15 protein-coding genes are annotated in these 16,625 nt (G+C 70.0%); 14 read left to right on the top strand and 1 reads right to left on the bottom strand.

Annotated elements, in window-relative coordinates; genetic code table 11:
• The first annotated feature begins 71 nt into the window (after positions 1–71).
• The 8 genes from VZQ01_RS41200 to VZQ01_RS41165 all read left to right on the top strand — a co-directional run bounded on the left by VZQ01_RS41200 (position 72) and on the right by VZQ01_RS41165 (position 10,541).
• The gene (locus VZQ01_RS41200; protein WP_408890391.1) at positions 72–623 is read left to right on the top strand and encodes a TetR/AcrR family transcriptional regulator; all 552 of its coding nucleotides are present in this window, start codon (positions 72–74) and stop codon (positions 621–623) included.
• Entirely contained in the window at positions 620–1,834 is a 1,215-nt protein-coding gene (locus VZQ01_RS41195; protein ID WP_426746382.1) for an MBL fold metallo-hydrolase, read from the top strand. The genes VZQ01_RS41200 and VZQ01_RS41195 overlap by 4 nt, the downstream gene beginning before the upstream one ends.
• Positions 1,835–1,846: 12 nt before the next feature.
• Positions 1,847–3,190, top strand: coding sequence for a sensor histidine kinase (locus VZQ01_RS41190; RefSeq protein ID WP_223748583.1), 1,344 nt, complete (start codon positions 1,847–1,849; stop codon positions 3,188–3,190).
• 67 nt (positions 3,191–3,257) lie between these two features.
• Positions 3,258–4,610 carry a sigma-54-dependent transcriptional regulator gene (locus VZQ01_RS41185; protein WP_420715396.1) on the top strand — a complete coding sequence of 451 codons (1,353 nt, stop codon included), beginning with the start codon at positions 3,258–3,260 and terminating at the stop codon, positions 4,608–4,610.
• Positions 4,611–4,699: 89 nt separating this feature from the next.
• Positions 4,700–6,640 carry a CocE/NonD family hydrolase gene (locus tag VZQ01_RS41180; RefSeq protein WP_426746381.1) on the top strand — a complete coding sequence of 647 codons (1,941 nt, stop codon included), beginning with the start codon at positions 4,700–4,702 and terminating at the stop codon, positions 6,638–6,640.
• A gap of 411 nt (positions 6,641–7,051) precedes the next feature.
• Positions 7,052–8,128, top strand: a complete 1,077-nt coding sequence (rtcA, locus tag VZQ01_RS41175; RefSeq protein ID WP_426746380.1) for an RNA 3'-terminal phosphate cyclase — start codon at positions 7,052–7,054, stop codon at positions 8,126–8,128.
• A complete protein-coding gene (locus VZQ01_RS41170; RefSeq protein WP_426746379.1) occupies positions 8,125–9,447 on the top strand; it encodes a hypothetical protein in 1,323 nt (440 codons plus the stop codon). Before rtcA ends, VZQ01_RS41170 begins: the two co-directional genes overlap by 4 nt.
• Positions 9,448–9,521: 74 nt before the next feature.
• Positions 9,522–10,541: a hypothetical protein gene (locus VZQ01_RS41165; RefSeq protein ID WP_426746378.1), complete on the top strand. Its 1,020-nt coding sequence runs from the start codon at positions 9,522–9,524 to the stop codon at positions 10,539–10,541.
• 49 nt (positions 10,542–10,590) lie between these two features.
• Here VZQ01_RS41165 and VZQ01_RS41160 read toward each other — a convergent pair whose 3' ends face one another.
• Positions 10,591–10,944 (bottom strand): hypothetical protein, encoded by a 354-nt coding sequence (locus VZQ01_RS41160; RefSeq protein ID WP_141324930.1) that lies wholly within the window; start codon positions 10,942–10,944, stop codon positions 10,591–10,593.
• 103 nt (positions 10,945–11,047) lie between these two features.
• Between VZQ01_RS41160 and sppA the strand changes: the two genes are divergently transcribed.
• The 6 genes from sppA (at position 11,048) to VZQ01_RS41130 (ending at position 16,622) form a co-directional block, all read left to right on the top strand.
• Positions 11,048–12,835, top strand: coding sequence for a signal peptide peptidase SppA (sppA, locus tag VZQ01_RS41155; RefSeq protein WP_426746377.1), 1,788 nt, complete (start codon positions 11,048–11,050; stop codon positions 12,833–12,835).
• Positions 12,832–13,434 (top strand): hypothetical protein, encoded by a 603-nt coding sequence (locus tag VZQ01_RS41150; protein WP_426746376.1) that lies wholly within the window; start codon positions 12,832–12,834, stop codon positions 13,432–13,434. Before sppA ends, VZQ01_RS41150 begins: the two co-directional genes overlap by 4 nt.
• Positions 13,435–13,634: 200 nt before the next feature.
• Positions 13,635–14,720 (top strand): Mrp/NBP35 family ATP-binding protein, encoded by a 1,086-nt coding sequence (locus VZQ01_RS41145; protein ID WP_426746375.1) that lies wholly within the window; start codon positions 13,635–13,637, stop codon positions 14,718–14,720.
• Positions 14,721–14,739: 19 nt separating this feature from the next.
• Positions 14,740–15,267, top strand: coding sequence for a hypothetical protein (locus VZQ01_RS41140; RefSeq protein ID WP_141324923.1), 528 nt, complete (start codon positions 14,740–14,742; stop codon positions 15,265–15,267).
• 2 nt (positions 15,268–15,269) lie between these two features.
• On the top strand, positions 15,270–15,704 hold the full coding sequence (locus tag VZQ01_RS41135; RefSeq protein ID WP_408890384.1) for a hypothetical protein: 435 nt from the start codon (positions 15,270–15,272) through the stop codon (positions 15,702–15,704).
• A 69-nt stretch (positions 15,705–15,773) separates the two neighbouring features.
• Positions 15,774–16,622: a 3-hydroxyacyl-CoA dehydrogenase family protein gene (locus VZQ01_RS41130; RefSeq protein ID WP_248542648.1), complete on the top strand. Its 849-nt coding sequence runs from the start codon at positions 15,774–15,776 to the stop codon at positions 16,620–16,622.
• Positions 16,623–16,625: the final 3 nt, after the last annotated feature.

Raw genomic sequence — 16,625 nt, 5'->3', positions numbered from 1 at the left:
ATCTGACAAGAATGGGCACGGACACGAAGACTCCCGCCAGGCCCGCGGCGGAGGACGCACGGAGGCACCGCTTGCTGGACGCGGCGCTCGGCGTCTTCCTGCGCTACGGCTTCCGCAAGACGTCCATGGACGAGGTGGCCCGGGCCGCCGACATCTCGCGCCAGGGGCTGTACCTCCACTTCGCGACGAAGGAGGAGCTGTTCCAGGCCACCTTGCGGCACGCGATGGAGGGCGCGCTCCAGCGGGCCCGCGAGGGCCTCTCGGACGACTCCCTGTCCATCGAGGCCCGGCTGGTGCGCGGGTTCGACGCGTGGATGGGACACTTCGTGGGCAGCGTGGGCGCGGGGGCGTCGGACCTGACCGAGGTGGTGAACGGCACCGCCGCGCGCGAGGTCGTCGTCCAGCACGAGGCCCTGTTCGTGGAAGCGGTGACGAAGGTGGTGCGGGCCTCGGGGCTCGCGGCCGCCTACAAGCCGGCGGGACTGTCCGCCCGGCAGCTCGTGGACACGCTGAACGCCACGGCGCGAGGACTCAAACACAGCGGTGACACACGCGAGGCCTTCGTCGATGGGTTGACCCTCGCCGTGCGCGCGCTGTGCATGCCCTTGGGAGCAGCCCGATGAAGACACGAGGAACGGCCCGACGCGTGCTGCGTCGAGGGATGATGGGACTGGGCGCGGCGCTGGTGCTGGGCACGCTCTTCCTGGTCGTGGATGGCTACACGGCCTTCGGCAAGCGGGCGACGGGGGAGCGCAGGGCGCGCATGGAGCGCTCGCCCCAGTGGAAGGACGGGCGCTTCGTGAACCCACAGCCCCTGGTGAACCACTACGGGGAGATGTTCGGGGGACTGCTCGACGCCAGCCCCCATGCGAGCCCCGAGGCTCCGCTCGCCGTGGAGCCCATCGACCCGAAGCGCTTCCAGACGCCGCCCGCGTCGGGCCTGCGGGTGACGTGGATGGGGCACTCGTCGCAGCTGGTGGAGCTCGACGGCCTGCGCATCCTGACGGACCCGGTGTGGAGCGAGCGCGTGTCCCCCTTCACCTGGGCGGGCCCCAAGCGCTGGTTCCAGCCGCCCATCGCGATGAAGGACCTGCCGCCCATCGACGCCGTCGTCGTCTCCCACGACCACTACGACCACCTGGACCAGCCGACGATGGTGGCGCTGAAGGAGCAGACGAAGGCGGTCTTCATCGTCCCGCTCGGCGTGGGTGCGCACCTGGAGTACTGGGGCGTGCCGGTGGACCGCATCGTGGAGCTCGACTGGTGGGAGCGCACGAAGGTGGGGGCGGTGGACATCGTCGCCACGCCCGCGCGCCATGCGTCCGGCCGGTACCTGTTCGACAACGACGCCAAGCTCTGGGCCAGCTACGCCTTCGTGGGCCCCACGCGCCGAGCCTGGTTCTCCGGCGACACGGGGCTGTTCCCGGCGATGAAGGACATCGGCGAGAAGCTGGGGCCCTTCGACGTGACGATGATTGAGACGGGGCAGTACCACCGGGCGTGGCCGGACTGGCACATCGGTCCGGAGCAGGCGGTGCTGGCACACCAGATGCTACGGGGGCAGGTGATGCTGCCCATCCACTGGGCCCTCTTCGGGCTCGCCTACCACGGTTGGACGGAGCCCGCCGAGCGGGTGCGCGCGGCGGCCACCAGCGCCTCCGTGACGTTGCTGCTGCCCCGGCCGGGGCAGAGCGTGGAGCCGGACGCGGAGCTCGTCCGCGAGCAGTGGTGGCCCACGCTGACGTGGGAGACGGCGGCGCAGCATCCGGTGCTCTCGACGGGCATGGACGGCCCTGTCACCGTCACCTCTCCAGGCGGGCCCGCCGCTCGCTGACCGAAGGCGCACATGGAACCGCGAAGTCGACGCAGCTTCCAGGCCATCCAGCTCAAGCACATCGCCCACATCTTCGGGCGCATGGTGCGCCTGAGGGCGTACGGCGGCGCGGTGCTGATGCTCGCCGTGTCCACCGCGGCGCTGGCGGATGGCGCGCCCTGGCGACGCTACTGGTTGGTGGGGCAGGTGGTGGTGGCGCTGTCGTTCTTCTTCTACGAGCTGCGCCGCTACGAGCGCGAGGGGCTCACCACCCGGAGCATCTCCGGCAACCTCGCGCTGGGCATCTTCCTGGAGCAGAGCCTGACCTGGGGCACGGGAGGGCTGGCCAGTCCGCTGCTGCCGCTGGTGTTGCCGCTCGCCTTCGTGGGCGCCGCCGTGCTGCCCCAGCGGCAGCGGTGGGCGTTGATGGCGGCGGAGCTGGTCCTGGTGTCGCTCCTGTCGGCGGCCCACCTGTTCGAGTGGACCCCGCCGTTGCACCTGTCGTTCCTGGGCGAGCCTCCCAAGGCGATGTTGTTCGCCATCGCCGTGGGGATGTTGTTCCTGGTCGTCGCGGCCAACATCGTGGGCGCCGCCATCCGCGGCACCTTCGAGGACATGCTCACCGAGTCCTTCCTCCAGCGTGACGAGCTCTTCGCCACGCACCGCACCCACGCGCGGACGCTGGAGGCGCTGTCGGGGGAGATTGCCCACGAGCTGAAGAACCCGCTGGCCACGGTGAAGGGGCTCACGCAGCTCATGCTCCGAGAGGACGGGCGCGCGCAGCCTCGCGAGCGACTGGAGGTGCTCGCGGGCGAGGTGACGCGGATGCAGGGCATCCTGGAGGAGTTCCTCAACTTCTCGCGCCCGCTCGTCCCGCTCTCGGTCAACCAGGTGGACCTGGCGTCGCTGTGTGACGAGGCGCTCGTCCTCCACGAGGGCCTGGCCACCGAGCACCAGGTGCGGCTGTCGCGCGGTGGGGACGGGCCGGTGCTCGCGGTGTGTGACGCTCGCAAGGTGAAGCAGGTGGTGATGAACCTGCTCCACAACGCCATCGAGGCCAGCCCTCCGGGAGGCCAGGTGTCCATGGATGTCGAGTCGGGGAGCGCGGGCGACGTGCGCGTCACCGTCCGCGACTCGGGGACGGGGCTGTCGCCGGAGCTGGTCGACCGCGTCTTCGAGGCGGGGGTCACCACGAAGGCGCGGGGCTCGGGACTGGGGTTGACGGTGGCGCGCGCGCTGGCGCGGCAACACGGGGGCGACGTGACGCTGCGCAACGAGGACACGGGGGGCTGTATCGCGGAGCTGATGTTGCCTCGGGAGCTGCCCGCGGGCACGCTCGATGGCGTGCGGGAGCGGGAGGTGGCGCGTGCGGGCTGAGGCGAACGAGACGACTCGCGTGCTCGTGGTCGATGACGACGCGGGCGTGCGCTTCACGCTCAAGGAGATGCTCCGGAGTCTGCGGGGCGTGGAGGTGGAGCAGGCCGAGGACGGCGCGGCCGCGCTGGAGAAGCTCGCGGCGCGGCCCTTCGAGCTGGTCATCACGGACCTGCGCATGCCCCGGATGGACGGTCTGGAGCTGGTGCGCCGCGTGAGCGCGACGCCGAGGGCTCCGCGCCTCATCGTCATCACCGCGCATGGCTCGGAGCGCTTCGCGGTGGAGGCGGTGAAGGCCGGCGCCTACGACTACTTCCGCAAGCCCTTCGACGTGGACGAGCTGCTCGCCGTCGTCACGCGCGCGCTCGAGTCCGTGCGCCTGCGGGACGAGAACGAGCGACTGACCGGAGAGCTCAACCTGTCGCGCTCGCTGGTCTTCTCCTCGGAGTCCATGGGGCGGCTGGCGCAGCTGGTCCAGCGCGCGGGCTCGCGAGACGTGACGGTGCTCATCACGGGCGAGAGCGGCACGGGCAAGGAGCGCGTGGCGGAGGCGCTGGTGCGCGCCTCGCCGCGCGCGAACCGTCCCTATCTGCGCTTCAACTGCGCGGCGCTCACCGAGGAGCTCGCGGAGGCGGAGCTGTTCGGACACTCGAAGGGCGCCTTCACCGGGGCCGTCAAGTCACGCCAGGGGCTGTTCCGCGAGGCCGATGGTGGCACGCTGCTGTTGGACGAGGTCGGCGAGCTGGCACCGCCGCTCCAGGCCAAGCTGCTGCGAGTGCTCCAGGAGGGCGAGGTCCGCCCGGTGGGAGAGGACCGGCCCGTGAAGGTGGACGTGCGAATCCTGGCGGCGACGCACCGCGACCTCCGCAAGCGCGCGGCGGAGGGACAGTTCCGCGAGGACCTCTACTACCGGCTCAACGTGGTGCAGCTCCGCGTGCCACCGCTGAGGGAGCGGCCGGAGGACATCCCCGTGCTGTCGCGCATGTTCCTGGACCGCTTCAGCGGCCGCTTCCACACGGGACGCCTGGCGCTTCCGGAGGGGTTCTTCGAGAAGCTCTCCGCGCTGCCATGGCCCGGCAACGTGCGCGAGCTGGAGAACACGCTGGAGAGCCTGGTGGCGCTGTCCAGTGACGGCGAGCTGGACCTGGCCCTCCTGCCGCCCCCCGTCACCACCGGTGCGCCAGCGACGATGGCGCAGTCCGAGGTGCCACCTCGCGGCGAGGAGGCTGGGGCAGGTCTGGGGCTCAAGGAGCGGGTGGAGGCCTACGAGCGCGGGCTCATCCTGGACGCGCTGCGCATCGAGGGCGGCAACCGCAGTGGCGCGGCGCGGCGTCTGGGCATTGGCCGGGCCACGCTCCACGACAAGCTGCGCAAATACGGACTGGACAGCGCCCCCGAGGAAGGCGGAGAGGGGAAGGGCTGAACCCGGGCGGCTCGGGAACAAACGTCGTTCCGGGGAGTTCGGGGCCGGCTTGCGTCCCCCACGATGTCGCGTCTCTTCCAGGAGCGTGCATGTCCCCCGTATCCCGTCGCCTCGTGGCAGTGTTGCTGTGCGTCCTCGGCAGTCCCGCGGTGGCCCAGCGCTCGAAACCGCCCGAGGGCCCGCCTCCGGAGCGTGCCGAGCGCATCCGCAAGGGCTACACCAAGTTCGAGTACCGCATCCCCATGCGGGACGGCGTGAAGCTCTTCACGTCCGTCTACGCGCCGGTGGATGCGTCGCCGGCGAAGAAGTACCCCATCCTGTTGGTCCGCACGCCCTACAGCGTCGCGCCCTATGGGCTGGACCGGTACCGCGGCGCCCTGGGGCCGGGTGAGGAGTTCGAGAAGGACGGCTACATCTTCGTCTTCCAGGACGTGCGCGGCCGGAACATGTCGGAGGGCGAGTTCGTCAACGTGCGGCCGCACAACCCGAACAAGCGCGGGCCCAAGGACATCGACGAGAGCACGGACACGTACGACACCATCGACTGGATGGTGAAGCGCCTGCCGAACAACAACGGCAAGGTGGGGCAGTGGGGCATCTCGTATCCGGGCTTCTACACGTCGGCGGGCGCCATCGACTCGCACCCGGCGCTCAAGGCCGTGTCGCCGCAGGCGCCCATCGCGGACTGGTTCTGGGACGACATGCACCGGCATGGCGCCTTCAACCTGACGCTGGCGTTCAACTTCTTCTCCAGCTTCGGCAAGCCGAGGCCCGCGCCGACGGACAACGAGGACTGGAACCGCTTCCCGTTCGGCACGCCGGATGGGTATCAGTTCTTCCTGGACCTGGGGCCGCTGAGCAACGCGGAGACGAAGCACATGAAGGGGGACGTCGCGTTCTGGAAGGACGTGGTCGCGCACCCCAACTACGACGCCTTCTGGCAGGCGCGGAACCTCTTGCCCCACCTGAAGAACATCAAGGCGGCGGTGCTGACGGTGGGCGGGTGGTACGACACGGAGGACCTGTACGGACCGCTGCGGACGTACGCGGCCATCGAGAAGCAGAACCCGGGGACGCAGAACACGCTGCTCATCGGACCGTGGCCGCACGGTGGCTGGGCGCGGGGCGAGGTCGACAAGCTGGCGGACACGGAGTTCGGCTTCAACACGGCGGAGGCGTTCCAGACGCTGGCGCAGGGGTTCTTCAAGTACCTCCTCAAGGGAGGCGCGAAGCCCGAGGTGCCGGAGGCGATGGTGTTCGAGACGGGCGCCAACCGCTGGCGTCAGTTCGACGCGTGGCCGCCGAAGGGGCTGCGTGAGACGCGGCTGTTCTTCCAGCCCAAGGGTGGGTTGTCGATGAAGGCGCCCGCGGGGACGAACCCGGCGGAGTCCTTCGCCGAGTACATCAGCGACCCGGCGAAGCCCGTGCCGTACACGCAGGAGATCCTGACGCGCTGGAGCAGCAGCTTCATGGCGGAGGACCAGCGCTTCGCGTCGACGAGGCCGGACGTGCTGGTGTTCCAGACGGAGCCGCTGGAGCAGGACCTCACGGTGGCGGGTCCGCTGGAGGCGGAGTTGTGGGTCTCCACGACGGGCTCGGACGCGGACTGGGTGGTGAAGCTGGTGGACGTGAACCCGGGCACGATGCGCGGCTGGTCGCGCGCCGACGCGGAGAAGGGGCTGGAGAACCGGGGCGCGCAGCAGACGCTGATTCGCGGCGAGCCGTTCCGCGGCCGCTTCCGCGACAGCTACAGCGAGCCCAAGCCCTTCAAGCCGAACGAAGTGACGAAGGTGCGCTTCACGATGAACGACGTGTTCCACACGTTCCAGCGCGGGCACCGGGTGATGATCCAGGTCCAGTCCAGCTGGTTCCCGTTCATCGACCGGAACCCGCAGACCTACGTGCCCAACATCTTCGAGGCGAAGGAGTCGGACTTCACGCGCGCCTTCCATCGCGTGTACCACTCCTCCACGCATCCGAGCTCGCTCAAGGTGGGCGTGCTGCCGTCGCTGGACGCGCAGGGCGGGTGATGCCCTGCCTGACCGCTCGCTCCGTGGCGGAGGACGCATCCTCGCTGGATGCATGAGGTGGGGGCGCGGCACGGTCGTCCGCGCGGTGGCGGACGACGCGCCGTCAACAGCCGACCAGCGCGACGGCGGTGGAAGGATGACACGGCATTCGGTTCGCCTCCGGCACCCGCCGAGGAGGCACGGCGAGCGGCGCCGGACACCCAGGACCGCTCGATGCACCCTGGCTCGTAGCCTCAGCCGCACTCGAGGTGGGCATGGCGCCACCCCGGGGTGCACAGGGTGGCGGGCCCGAGGGCGCATGTGTCAGGCATCGCCCGCTCGACGAGGCGTGAGGGTTGACGGACGGGAGATCCCCTCCCGTTCCTGTTAGGTTTCGCCGCATCGCGGGACGACGGACGGGAGGGTGGGACAGTGACTGGCACCGAGGGGCCCGACAACGGGCTGGTGCGACTCGACGGGAGTGAGGGCGAGGGAGGAGGGCAGATCCTCCGCTCGGCGTTGTCGCTGTCGCTCATCACCGGCCGACCGTTCCACATCACCCACCTGCGCTCGCGGAGGGACCCTCCCGGACTGCGTCCGCAACATCTGGCGTGTGTGCGCGGCGCGGAGGTCCTGGGCGGCACGAGTGAGGGCGCCTCCGTGGGCGCCTCGGAGCTCTCCTTCACCCCGGGCTCCGTGCGCGCCGGGGACTACCTGGTCGAGGTGGGCACCGCCGGGAGCACACCGCTCCTGTTCCAGTGTCTCGTCTATCCGCTGGCCCTCGCGGGCGGCGGACGGCTGACGCTGCGCGGTGGGACGCACCTGCCGCACAGTCCCAGCTTCCACTACGTGGCCACGGTCTGGCAGCCGGTGGCCATGGCGTACGGGCTGCCGGTGCACCTCACCATGCCGCAGGCGGGCTTCTACCCCGAGGGCGCGGGGGAGCTGGTCGCGGAGGTGGGCGCGCCCAGGCAGCCGCCGCTGCTGGTGGAGCTGCCCGCGCGTGGGATGCTGCACGAGGTGCATGTCTCGTCCTTCGTGGGCGGCTTGCCCTTCAGCATCGCGGAGCGACAGTCGCGAGCCACGGTGGCGACGCTGCGCGAGCGAGGCATCGTCGCGGAGGCGGAGAACCGGCCGCTGCCCGTGACGCGTTCGACGGGCACGGTGACCTTCGTGCTCGCGCAGTTCGAGCACACCATCGCGGGCTTCACGGCGCTGGGAGAGAAGGGCCGTCCGGCGGAAGAGGTGGGGCGCGAAGCGGGCGAGGCGCTGGCGCACTTCATGGAGACCGGCGGCGCGCTGGACGAGTACCTCGCGGATCAGATCCTCCTGCCCGCGGCGCTGCTGGCCTCGGGCCGGTTGGGGGAGGCGGAGCCGGGGACCACGCGGTTCACGGCGGCGCGGGTGACGGACCACCTGACGACGCACGCGCGCGTCGTGGAGCGCTTCCTGCCGGTGCGTGTCCAGGTGGACGCGAGCGGGGCCGTCGAGGTACGCCCCGCGGGATGAGTCCTCCTGACCCCGAAGTCATGGCGTTGCTGGCCCGCATCTACGGCACGAACAGCACCTTCTTCGACGACGACGGGAACTACTGCCACCGCATCCCCACCTCCTTCACGAAGGAGGACCACCAGCGCCTGAAGACCGCGGGGATGGTGCCCAACACCTTCGTGCAGTGGGAGCACGACGAGGTCATCCAGAAGTTGCGCAAGGCCGCCAAGGCCGTGGACCTGCAACGCGCCGCGGATGCGTTCGTGGCCTCGATGACCTCCGCCGATGTAGCGTGGTTGGCCGTCCTGCCCGCCGCCATCCTCGGGCGCGCGATGCCGACCCACAAGGAAGACCCCATGGGCGGTGGCCACTGCCGGGTCTGCTTCTTCGAGGAAGATGCCGTCGACGCCACCTGCACCGCGTACCTGAATCACGTCCAGGGGGCGATGTGGGGGGCGGCGCAACCGACGGAGGGCGTGCTCACCCTGACGCGGGCCCTGGACCAGAAGGCCGCCGGGTGGCCCAAGCCCACGCCGCGCGATGTCTGGGTGTTCCACCAGATACTGGACCTGCTGCGCCGCCTTCCGCCCGCGTCGCGCTACAGCCATGCGCGCACCGCGCTCCACAAGGCGAAGCTGCTGAGCGCCAGCAGCACCTATCGCTGCGAGACGGTGCTGGAGGCGCTCGCGTTCATCAGCATCCTCGAGACGCCCGAGCACCCGGGCCTGCTGACCCGCTTCACCCCGGCCGTGGAGCGCGACCAGCGCCCCACGATTCGGGTCGAGGTCCCGGCCCCGCTGGCGTGGTGGTCGGCCAAGGATGGCATCCAGAAGGAGAACGTCGAGAAGCTGTTCGGCCACCTCGAGCGACCGAAGAAGGAACCCGTCGCCGCCCCGGCACCGCCGGCCACGAAGCGACGCAAGCCGGCCAGCGCGGCGACTCCCGCCGGCGCGAAACCGAAGTCCCTCCCTGGACCGCCGACGCCGGGCAGCGTGTATGCCATCCAGTTCCGCGAGGACCTCTGGGGCGCGGCCTATTGCCACCAGGTGCGCACCGATGAGCCCTCCGGAACCCTGCGCGGCCGGATGGAGTTCCTCGACCTCTTGTCCCCCACGCCGCCCACGGCGGAGCAGGTCGTGGGCCTCCAGTTCCGGGACCGCCTGAACGGCGAGCGCTGGCAGACCTGGTGCGCGAGCCTGGACAAGACGACCGGCATCAAGCGAATCGCGGTGGGCGTGCCCGCGCCAGCGCACCGCCAACCCATGCCGACGCGCATCCCCGTCGGTGGCGCCAAGGACCTGAAGCACCTCGCGGGCTGGAACTTCAAGGAGGTCTGAAGAACGGCGACTTCGCCGCGTAACCTTCGCGCGGGGTGCGGGTTCTCATGGGGCCATTTCAGGAGGAAGGTCCCATGAAGCGAAGCGGAACGACGCGGTTCATCTGGGCGTGCGCGCTGTGGTCCCTGGGCAGTGTCGGCTGTGGTCATCCCGACGCCGCGCTCGAAGCGAATGAAGGGACGACGCGCGCGGCCCTCACGGTGTACGAACAGGCCGCGTTCGACACGGCCCACGAAGCGCTGGGCTGCAAGTCGCTCGGGAACTTCTACTGGGAGATCGGCACCGGGACAGGGCCGCTCTACGGCCTGTCGAAGGGGAGCGGCGTCACGGCGACGACGGTGATGCCCATCGCCTCCGCGAGCAAGTGGCTCTACGCGGGCGCCTACGTGGAGTCCAAGGGCTACGCGAACCTCACCGTGGACGAGAAGAAGCGCCTCAACTTCACCAGCGGCTACATCGACGAGAACACCACGCTGTGTGAAGTGGCCGGGACGAACGTGTCCACGTGCTACGGGGCGTCGTTCAAGGACGTCACCTACCGCCCGCTGCAGAATGGCCGCTACTTCTACAACGGCGGCCACATGCAGAAGCTGGCGCTGGATGACATGCCCCTGCGCAGGGGCACGGGCATCGCGAGCGTGATGGACTGGCTCAACCCCTTGCTGGGCACCACCTTCCCGGAGTCCGACAGCGACGTGGCCCCCGCGGGGGGCTTCTCCGGGAGCGCGGCGCAGTACCGCGTCTTCCTCTTGAAGCTGCTCAACAACCAGACCGCGCTGGCCACCCGGCTGACGGTGGACGCCGTGCCCGCCGGGCCCGGAGGCACGGGGGTGTCATTCACGCCGTGGACGGCGGGCGAGGCGTACTACGGGCTGGGGCACTGGATTGAAGGGGAGCGCGTCGGCGGCACCTGGACGGTGACGGGACACTCGTCCGCGGGGGCCTTCGGCTTCTACCCGTGGGTGAACGCGGCCCGGACCCGGTACATGGTCCTGGCGCGCCTGCGTCAGCTGGGGAGCGAGGAGGGCGAGAAGTCACGGGCCTGCGCGCAGAGCATCCGCACGGCCTACGAGACGGGGGTGGCGCAGCCGTAGGCCGCGCCGTCGGCTCCAGCTCGACGGAGAGCTGGAGCGCGAGGGTGCTTCAGGCCGCCTCGTCGTCGGCGCGGTTGGAGTTGTTCCCGAAGGTGTTGATGTTGTCCATGTCCTTCGACGTGTTCCGGAAGGCCCGGATGGCGAAGGGGATGGCGACGAGGAACACGATGCCGGCGAGGCCCGCGGCCTTCCAGGGGAAGGGCTGGGTCTTCACCTGGATGTCCTTGCCGTAGTTGTTGAGGTTGTTGCCCATGGCGCGCTGCTTGGCGGCCTCGCGCTCCTCGGCGGTGAGCTCACGGGGGGCGTTGAATTCCTGGACCGGTTTGCGCGGCTGGGCCAGCGCGGCTCCGCCCGTCGCGAGCGCGAGGACGAGGAGGAGTCGGGCAAGGGAAGGGGTTCGCATGGCGGGGGAGGCTATCACGACCCAACGGGCCTGCTGAACAGGGCTTGCACCGGGAGAGCGTGTCCAGTACGCGCCTGGGTGCCCACATCGACCTCGGGACGCCATGCTGCGCCTGCCCTTCCTCGCCATCGCCAACCTGTTGCTGCTCCTGCGAACCCTGTTGGGTGCGCCCTTCCGGATGTTCGCGGCCGGGAGCCGTCCGGCCTACGTGCGCTTCCGCCTGACGGGGGATCCGCCGTACCGGGAGCAGCGCAAGCCCCGGTTCTCACTGGGGGGCGGCTCGAAGCCGGAGCCCTCGGACGTGACGTCCCTGGAGACGTTCGGCGAGGCGCTGCGGCTGTTGGCGCGGGACGCCAAGGTGAAGGGGGTGTTGTTGGAGGTGGAGGGGTTGGGGTTGCCCCAGGCGAAGCGGGACGCGCTGCTGGCGTTGCTGGCGGAGTTCCGTGCTGCGGGCAAGCGGGTGGTGACGTGGGCGGTGATGGTGGACACGGATTCGTATCCGGTGCTCTGCGCGGCGGACGAGGTGCTGCTCGCGCCCATGGGGCGGCTGGAGCTGGTGGGGTACGCGGCGGAGTCGACGGCGTTGGGGGAGGGGCTGTCGCGCATCGGCATCCGGCCGCAGTTCATCCGGCGCGGTGACTACAAGACAGCGCCGGAGCTGTTCACGCACCCGGAGGTCTCCGACATCCAGCGGCGCACGGTGGAGTCGTTCCTGGACGAGCGCTACGCCGCGCTGGTGGAGGCGGTGTCCGCGGCGCGGAAGAAGACGCCGGACGAGGTGAGGGCGCTCATCGACCAGGGGCCGTACAGCGCGCAACGAGCGCAGGCGGCGGGGCTGGTGGATGGGCTGGTGAGCGAGGTGGACCTGCCGCTGCACCTGGGGATGGTGGAGAAGAAGGACGGCGCGGCTCCGGAGGATGACGACACGGAACTGGAGCCGATGGAGATGTACCTGGAGACGGTGCCGTTCCCGCCGGTGAAGTGGCGGCGGTGGAAGCGCAAGCCCCGGCTGGCGTTCGTGCCGGTGTCCGGGATGATCGTCCCGGGGAGCGGGAACGCGGGGGGCCGGTTCGCGACGTCGGACGCGGTGGTGAAGGGGTTGAGGGCGGCGGCGCGGGACAAGCGGTCCAAGGCCATCCTCCTGTATGTGAACAGCCCCGGTGGTGCGGCGATCGCCTCGGAGCAGATCCTCGAGGTGGTGCAGCGAGTGGCGAAGAAGAAGCCCGTGATTGCTTACATGGACCGGGTCTGCGCCAGTGCGGGCTACATGGTGGCGCTGGGCGCGAAGGAGCTGTGGAGCGCGCCGCACGCGGTGGTGGGCTCCATTGGTGTGTTCGCGGGCAAGTTCGACACGTCCGGGCTGATGCAGATGTTGGGCATCCACAAGACAGTGATCACGCGCGGGGCGAACGCGGGGCTGCTGTCGTTCTCGCGCGCGTTCACGGAAGGGGAACGGGCCGCGCTCGAGGCGGACATCGAGGAGATGTACCAATCCTTCCTGGGGCACGTGGCGAAGGCGCGCGGGCGGACCAAGGAGGAGATCCACGCGCTGGCCGAGGGCCGCGTGTATTCGGGCCTGCGCGCCAAGGAGGCCGGGCTGGTGGACAAGCTCGGCGGGTTCGAGGAGGCGTGCCGGTACGCGCTGTCGCTCGCGAAGGTGGCGCCGGGTGACTTCGAGTTGAAGTCCTACGGTGCGCCCGCGCCGCGGATGTCAATTCTGAAGCTCCTGATGGGCGCAGCGCACCAGGCCACGTATGCCCTGTGCCCGGTGTCGTGGGACCTGAGCGGCGATGCGAAGGAGATGCTCGTGTCGTTGGCGGACGAGCCCGAGGTCGACTCGTGGCTGCGCCGGTTCGCGCACAAGCTCCGTGGTACGGTCCGCGCCCCATGAAGCGCACCGTCCTCACAGGGCTCCTCGTGCTGGCCCCCGCCTGCGCCACGCCGTCGCGTGAGCCCGTCTCCGTGGCGGAGGCCTACGCGCGAGCCCTCGACGAGGGACGGCTCCAGGACGCCTACGCCCTCACCACCAACGGCCCCGACGGGGAGACGGCCTTCCTGGAGCGCTACTCGGACGAAGCCACCCGCCGTGAGCGCGCCGCCGCCGTCCGCTCCAGCACCGAGCTCCTCGAGGCCCGAGCCCCCGCGCTCACCCTCGCGCGCTCCGGCCCCGACTGGCGCGTCGTCGAGGCCCGCCCGGCCGATGTCCCTCGCGCCGCGCTCCGCCGCTTCCTCGACGCCTCCGACGCCAAGGACTGGAAGACCGCCTACGGCCTCCTCGCCGCTCCCTTGCGCGCCCGCTACACCCCCGAGCGGCTCAAGGAGGACTTCGAGCGCGAGCCCCTCTCCAAGGAGCGCCTGCGCCGCGCCCGGCTCGCCCTCAACACCCACGTGCGAGTCGGCGCCGGTGAGGCCGTCTTCCCCCTGGGCGACGAGCGCGCCGTCCGCCTGGTCCTCGAGGACGGCGAGTACCGTGTCTTGGCCCTGGAATAGGCCCGCCTGCCCGTTCCCACAGTGTCCCTGATGGACACCTTCAGCCTGTCGACACCCTCCGGCCCTCCAGTCCGCCGCCAGGGTGCGTCCTGGGCCACACCACGTTAAACGACGTTGTACAGCTCCTCCCGGACTGGCATGTTCCGCGCCCCTGGGGGTGCTCCCAAGCGCCCGTTTTCCAAAAGGTTTCAGGTGTCCCGATGAGCGTTACCGAGGCCGACGTCCTCGCGGCCATGTCGAAGGTGATCGATCCCGAGCTGCACGTGGATCTGGTGAAGGCCGGAATGGTGAAGGACGTCCGCGTCACCGGCGACACCGTCAAACTCAAGATCGAGCTCACCACGCCCGCCTGCCCCATGAAGGGGAAGATCCAGGCCGACTCCGAGGCCGCCCTCAAGGCCGTCCCCGGCCTGAAGTCCTTCAACATCGAGTGGGGCGCCCAGGTCCGCTCCGCCGGTGGCGGCGTCCCCGCGGGCGCGCTGCTCCCCAAGGTGAAGAACATCATCCTCGTCGGCGCGGGGAAGGGCGGCGTCGGCAAGAGCACGGTCGCCGTCAACCTGGCCACGGGCCTGGCCCAGCACGGCGCCAAGGTCGGCCTGCTCGACGCCGACTTCTACGGCCCCTCCGTCCCCCTGATGACGGGCCTGGGCGACAAGAAGCCCGTCAGCCCCGACGGCAAGTCGCTGGATCCGCTCATCGCCCACGGCCTCAAGGTCATGTCCATCGGCTTCCTCGTCGAGGCCGACCAGGCGCTCATCTGGCGCGGCCCCATGCTCCACGGCGCGCTGATGCAGCTGGTGCGTGACGTGAACTGGGGCGAGCTCGACTACCTCGTCCTGGACCTGCCCCCGGGCACCGGTGACGTGGCCCTGTCGCTGTCGCAGTCCATCCGCGCCGCGGGGGCGGTGCTCGTCACCACGCCGCAGGACGTGGCCCTGGCCGACGTGGTCCGCGCCAAGCAGATGTTCGACAAGGTCCACATCCCCGTGCTGGGCATCGTGGAGAACATGTCCCAGTTCGTCTGCCCGAACTGCTCGCACGTCACCCCCATCTTCAACCACGGCGGTGGTCGCAAGGCCGCGGAGATGTTCGGCATCCCGTTCCTCGGGGAAGTTCCGCTGGACTTGAAGGTGCGTGTGTCGGGAGACTCGGGCGTACCGGTGGTGGTGGGCGCCAAGGACAGCCCGGAGGCCAAGGCCTTCCTGGAGGTCGCTCGCAACATCGCGGGCCGCGTGTCCGCGCAGAGCGCCAAGAGCATCCCGCTGCCGGTGGTGCAGGCACGCTGACCCACCCAGGAGACGCTTCATGCCCCCGGCCGGCAACGACGAGTATCCCGACGACCCGCTCATCGACGAGGACCGTTCCGGCCGGGAAGGGCGCGCCTCGGGGCCCGCGGGTTTCGTCCCGGAGTTCGTCCGCCGCATGGCCGTCGCCGGCCTGGGCGCCCTCTTCATGACCGAAGAGGGCATCCGCAACCTCGCCGGCCAGCTCAAGCTCCCGAAAGAAGCCCTCGGCTTCATCCTCTCCCAGGCGGAGAAGACCAAGGATGAAGTCACGGGCGCGATCACCGAGGAGCTCCGCCGCTTCCTCCAGTCCGAGAAGCTGCGCGACGAGTTCCTCAAGCTGGTCTCCGGCATGACGCTGGAGATCAAGGCGCAGGTCCGGCTCGTCCCGCCGGACAAGGCCGAGAAGCTCGGTGAGGATGAGCCCGAGCCTCCCGCCGCCGAGCCGCGCCCCAAGGAGAAGAAGCACGCCGCGGCCCCCACCGCGCGCGTGGTCATCTCCGAGCTCAATGCCCGCCGCCCCGGCTCCCGGCGCTCGAAGAAGGAGTAGTGGTGGCGGACACGCCTCCCCCTGAAACACCCGCCGCGCCCGCGCGGAAGGGCTTCCGTTCCTCGCCGCTCGCCAAGCGGCTGCCGCTGCTGCTGGCCGTCGGGCTGGGCCTGTGGCTCTGGCAGGTGACCGGCATCCCCGAGCGCGAGCTGGTCATCCATCCCTCGGGTGACGGCTGGCGACAGGCGCGCGCCCTGGACCTCCAGGTGAGCGGCGCGGACGGCGAGCTCATCAAGCGCGAGGAGCGCTTCTTCGGCGACACCGGCGCGCCCCCGGAGCTCACCTTCAAGGTGGACCTGCCGGAGGGTGACTTCCGCGCGGTGTTCTTCGTGAAGCTCGCGGGCCGCGAGGAGCGCCAGCGCGTGGAGGAGCGCCTGTCGGTGGGGGAGGAGCGCTACATCGTCCGCCAGGTGGAGTTGCCCGCCGCGACTCGTTGACCGCCCCGGGGGCGTGGGCTAAGGCCGCTCGACGTCATTCACATTCCGACCGAGGGGTTCGAGAGCACCATGGCAACGGAGCACATCGTCGTCGTCGGCGCCGGGCAGATGGGCGCGGGCATCGCGCAGGTGGCATTGCAGGCGGGTCTGCGCGTCACGCTGGCGGACGTGTCCAAGGAAGGTCTCGCCAAGGGCGCGGACCGCATCCGCGCGGGCCTGAAGAAGCTGGTGGAGAAGGGCAAGCTGGACGCCGCGAAGCAGCAGGCCGCCGAGGCCAACCTCGCCACCCTCACGAATGTCACCGAGGCGAAGGATGTCGACTTCGCCATCGAGGCGGTGACGGAGAACGAGGACCTCAAGCGCCGCATCTTCCAGGACCTGGACGCCGTCGTCCGGCCGGGCGGCATCCTCGCCACCAACACCTCCTCCATCCCCATCACCCGCATCGCCGCGTCCACGAAGCGCCCCGAGTCCGTCATCGGCATGCACTTCATGAACCCGGTGCCGGTGATGCAGCTGGTGGAGCTCATCCGCGGCGCCGCGACGTCCGACGAGACCTACGCCACCACGCGCACGCTGTCCGAGCGCATGGGCAAGACGACGGTCGTCTCCAAGGACTTCCCGGGCTTCATCGTCAACCGCATCCTCATCCCGATGCTGAACGAGGCCTGCTACGCGCTGATGGAGGGCCTGGGCTCCGCGGAGGACATCGACACCGCGATGAAGCTGGGCACCAACCAGCCCATGGGCCCGCTGCAGCTGGCCGACTTCATCGGCCTGGACACGGTGCTCTACATCGCCGAGGTGCTGCACAAGGGCCTGGGTGACTCGAAGTACCGCCCGTGCCCGCTGCTGCGTCAGTACGTGGACGCCGGCTGGTACGGCAAGAAGAGCGGCCGCGGCTTCTACAAGTACTGAGCC

It is taken from the genome of Myxococcus faecalis, assembly GCF_050039385.1.
Classification (GTDB): domain Bacteria; phylum Myxococcota; class Myxococcia; order Myxococcales; family Myxococcaceae; genus Myxococcus; species Myxococcus fulvus.
Note: the sequence above shows the minus strand (reverse complement) of the source record. Positions and strands in the feature narration are given on the sequence as shown.

Excerpts from the sequence above, each read along its gene's own strand:
- VZQ01_RS41195 (WP_426746382.1), top strand. The coding sequence starts at position 620 with ATGAAGACACGAGGAACGGCCCGACGCGTGCTGCGTCGAGGGATGATG.
- VZQ01_RS41190 (WP_223748583.1), top strand. The coding sequence starts at position 1,847 with ATGGAACCGCGAAGTCGACGCAGCTTCCAGGCCATCCAGCTCAAGCAC.
- VZQ01_RS41185 (WP_420715396.1), top strand. The coding sequence starts at position 3,258 with ATGCTCCGGAGTCTGCGGGGCGTGGAGGTGGAGCAGGCCGAGGACGGC.
- VZQ01_RS41180 (WP_426746381.1), top strand. The coding sequence starts at position 4,700 with ATGTCCCCCGTATCCCGTCGCCTCGTGGCAGTGTTGCTGTGCGTCCTC.
- VZQ01_RS41170 (WP_426746379.1), top strand. The coding sequence starts at position 8,125 with ATGAGTCCTCCTGACCCCGAAGTCATGGCGTTGCTGGCCCGCATCTAC.
- VZQ01_RS41165 (WP_426746378.1), top strand. The coding sequence starts at position 9,522 with ATGAAGCGAAGCGGAACGACGCGGTTCATCTGGGCGTGCGCGCTGTGG.
- VZQ01_RS41160 (WP_141324930.1), bottom strand. The coding sequence starts at position 10,944 with ATGCGAACCCCTTCCCTTGCCCGACTCCTCCTCGTCCTCGCGCTCGCG.
- sppA (WP_426746377.1), top strand. The coding sequence starts at position 11,048 with ATGCTGCGCCTGCCCTTCCTCGCCATCGCCAACCTGTTGCTGCTCCTG.
- VZQ01_RS41150 (WP_426746376.1), top strand. The coding sequence starts at position 12,832 with ATGAAGCGCACCGTCCTCACAGGGCTCCTCGTGCTGGCCCCCGCCTGC.
- VZQ01_RS41145 (WP_426746375.1), top strand. The coding sequence starts at position 13,635 with ATGAGCGTTACCGAGGCCGACGTCCTCGCGGCCATGTCGAAGGTGATC.
- VZQ01_RS41140 (WP_141324923.1), top strand. The coding sequence starts at position 14,740 with ATGCCCCCGGCCGGCAACGACGAGTATCCCGACGACCCGCTCATCGAC.
- VZQ01_RS41130 (WP_248542648.1), top strand. The coding sequence starts at position 15,774 with ATGGCAACGGAGCACATCGTCGTCGTCGGCGCCGGGCAGATGGGCGCG.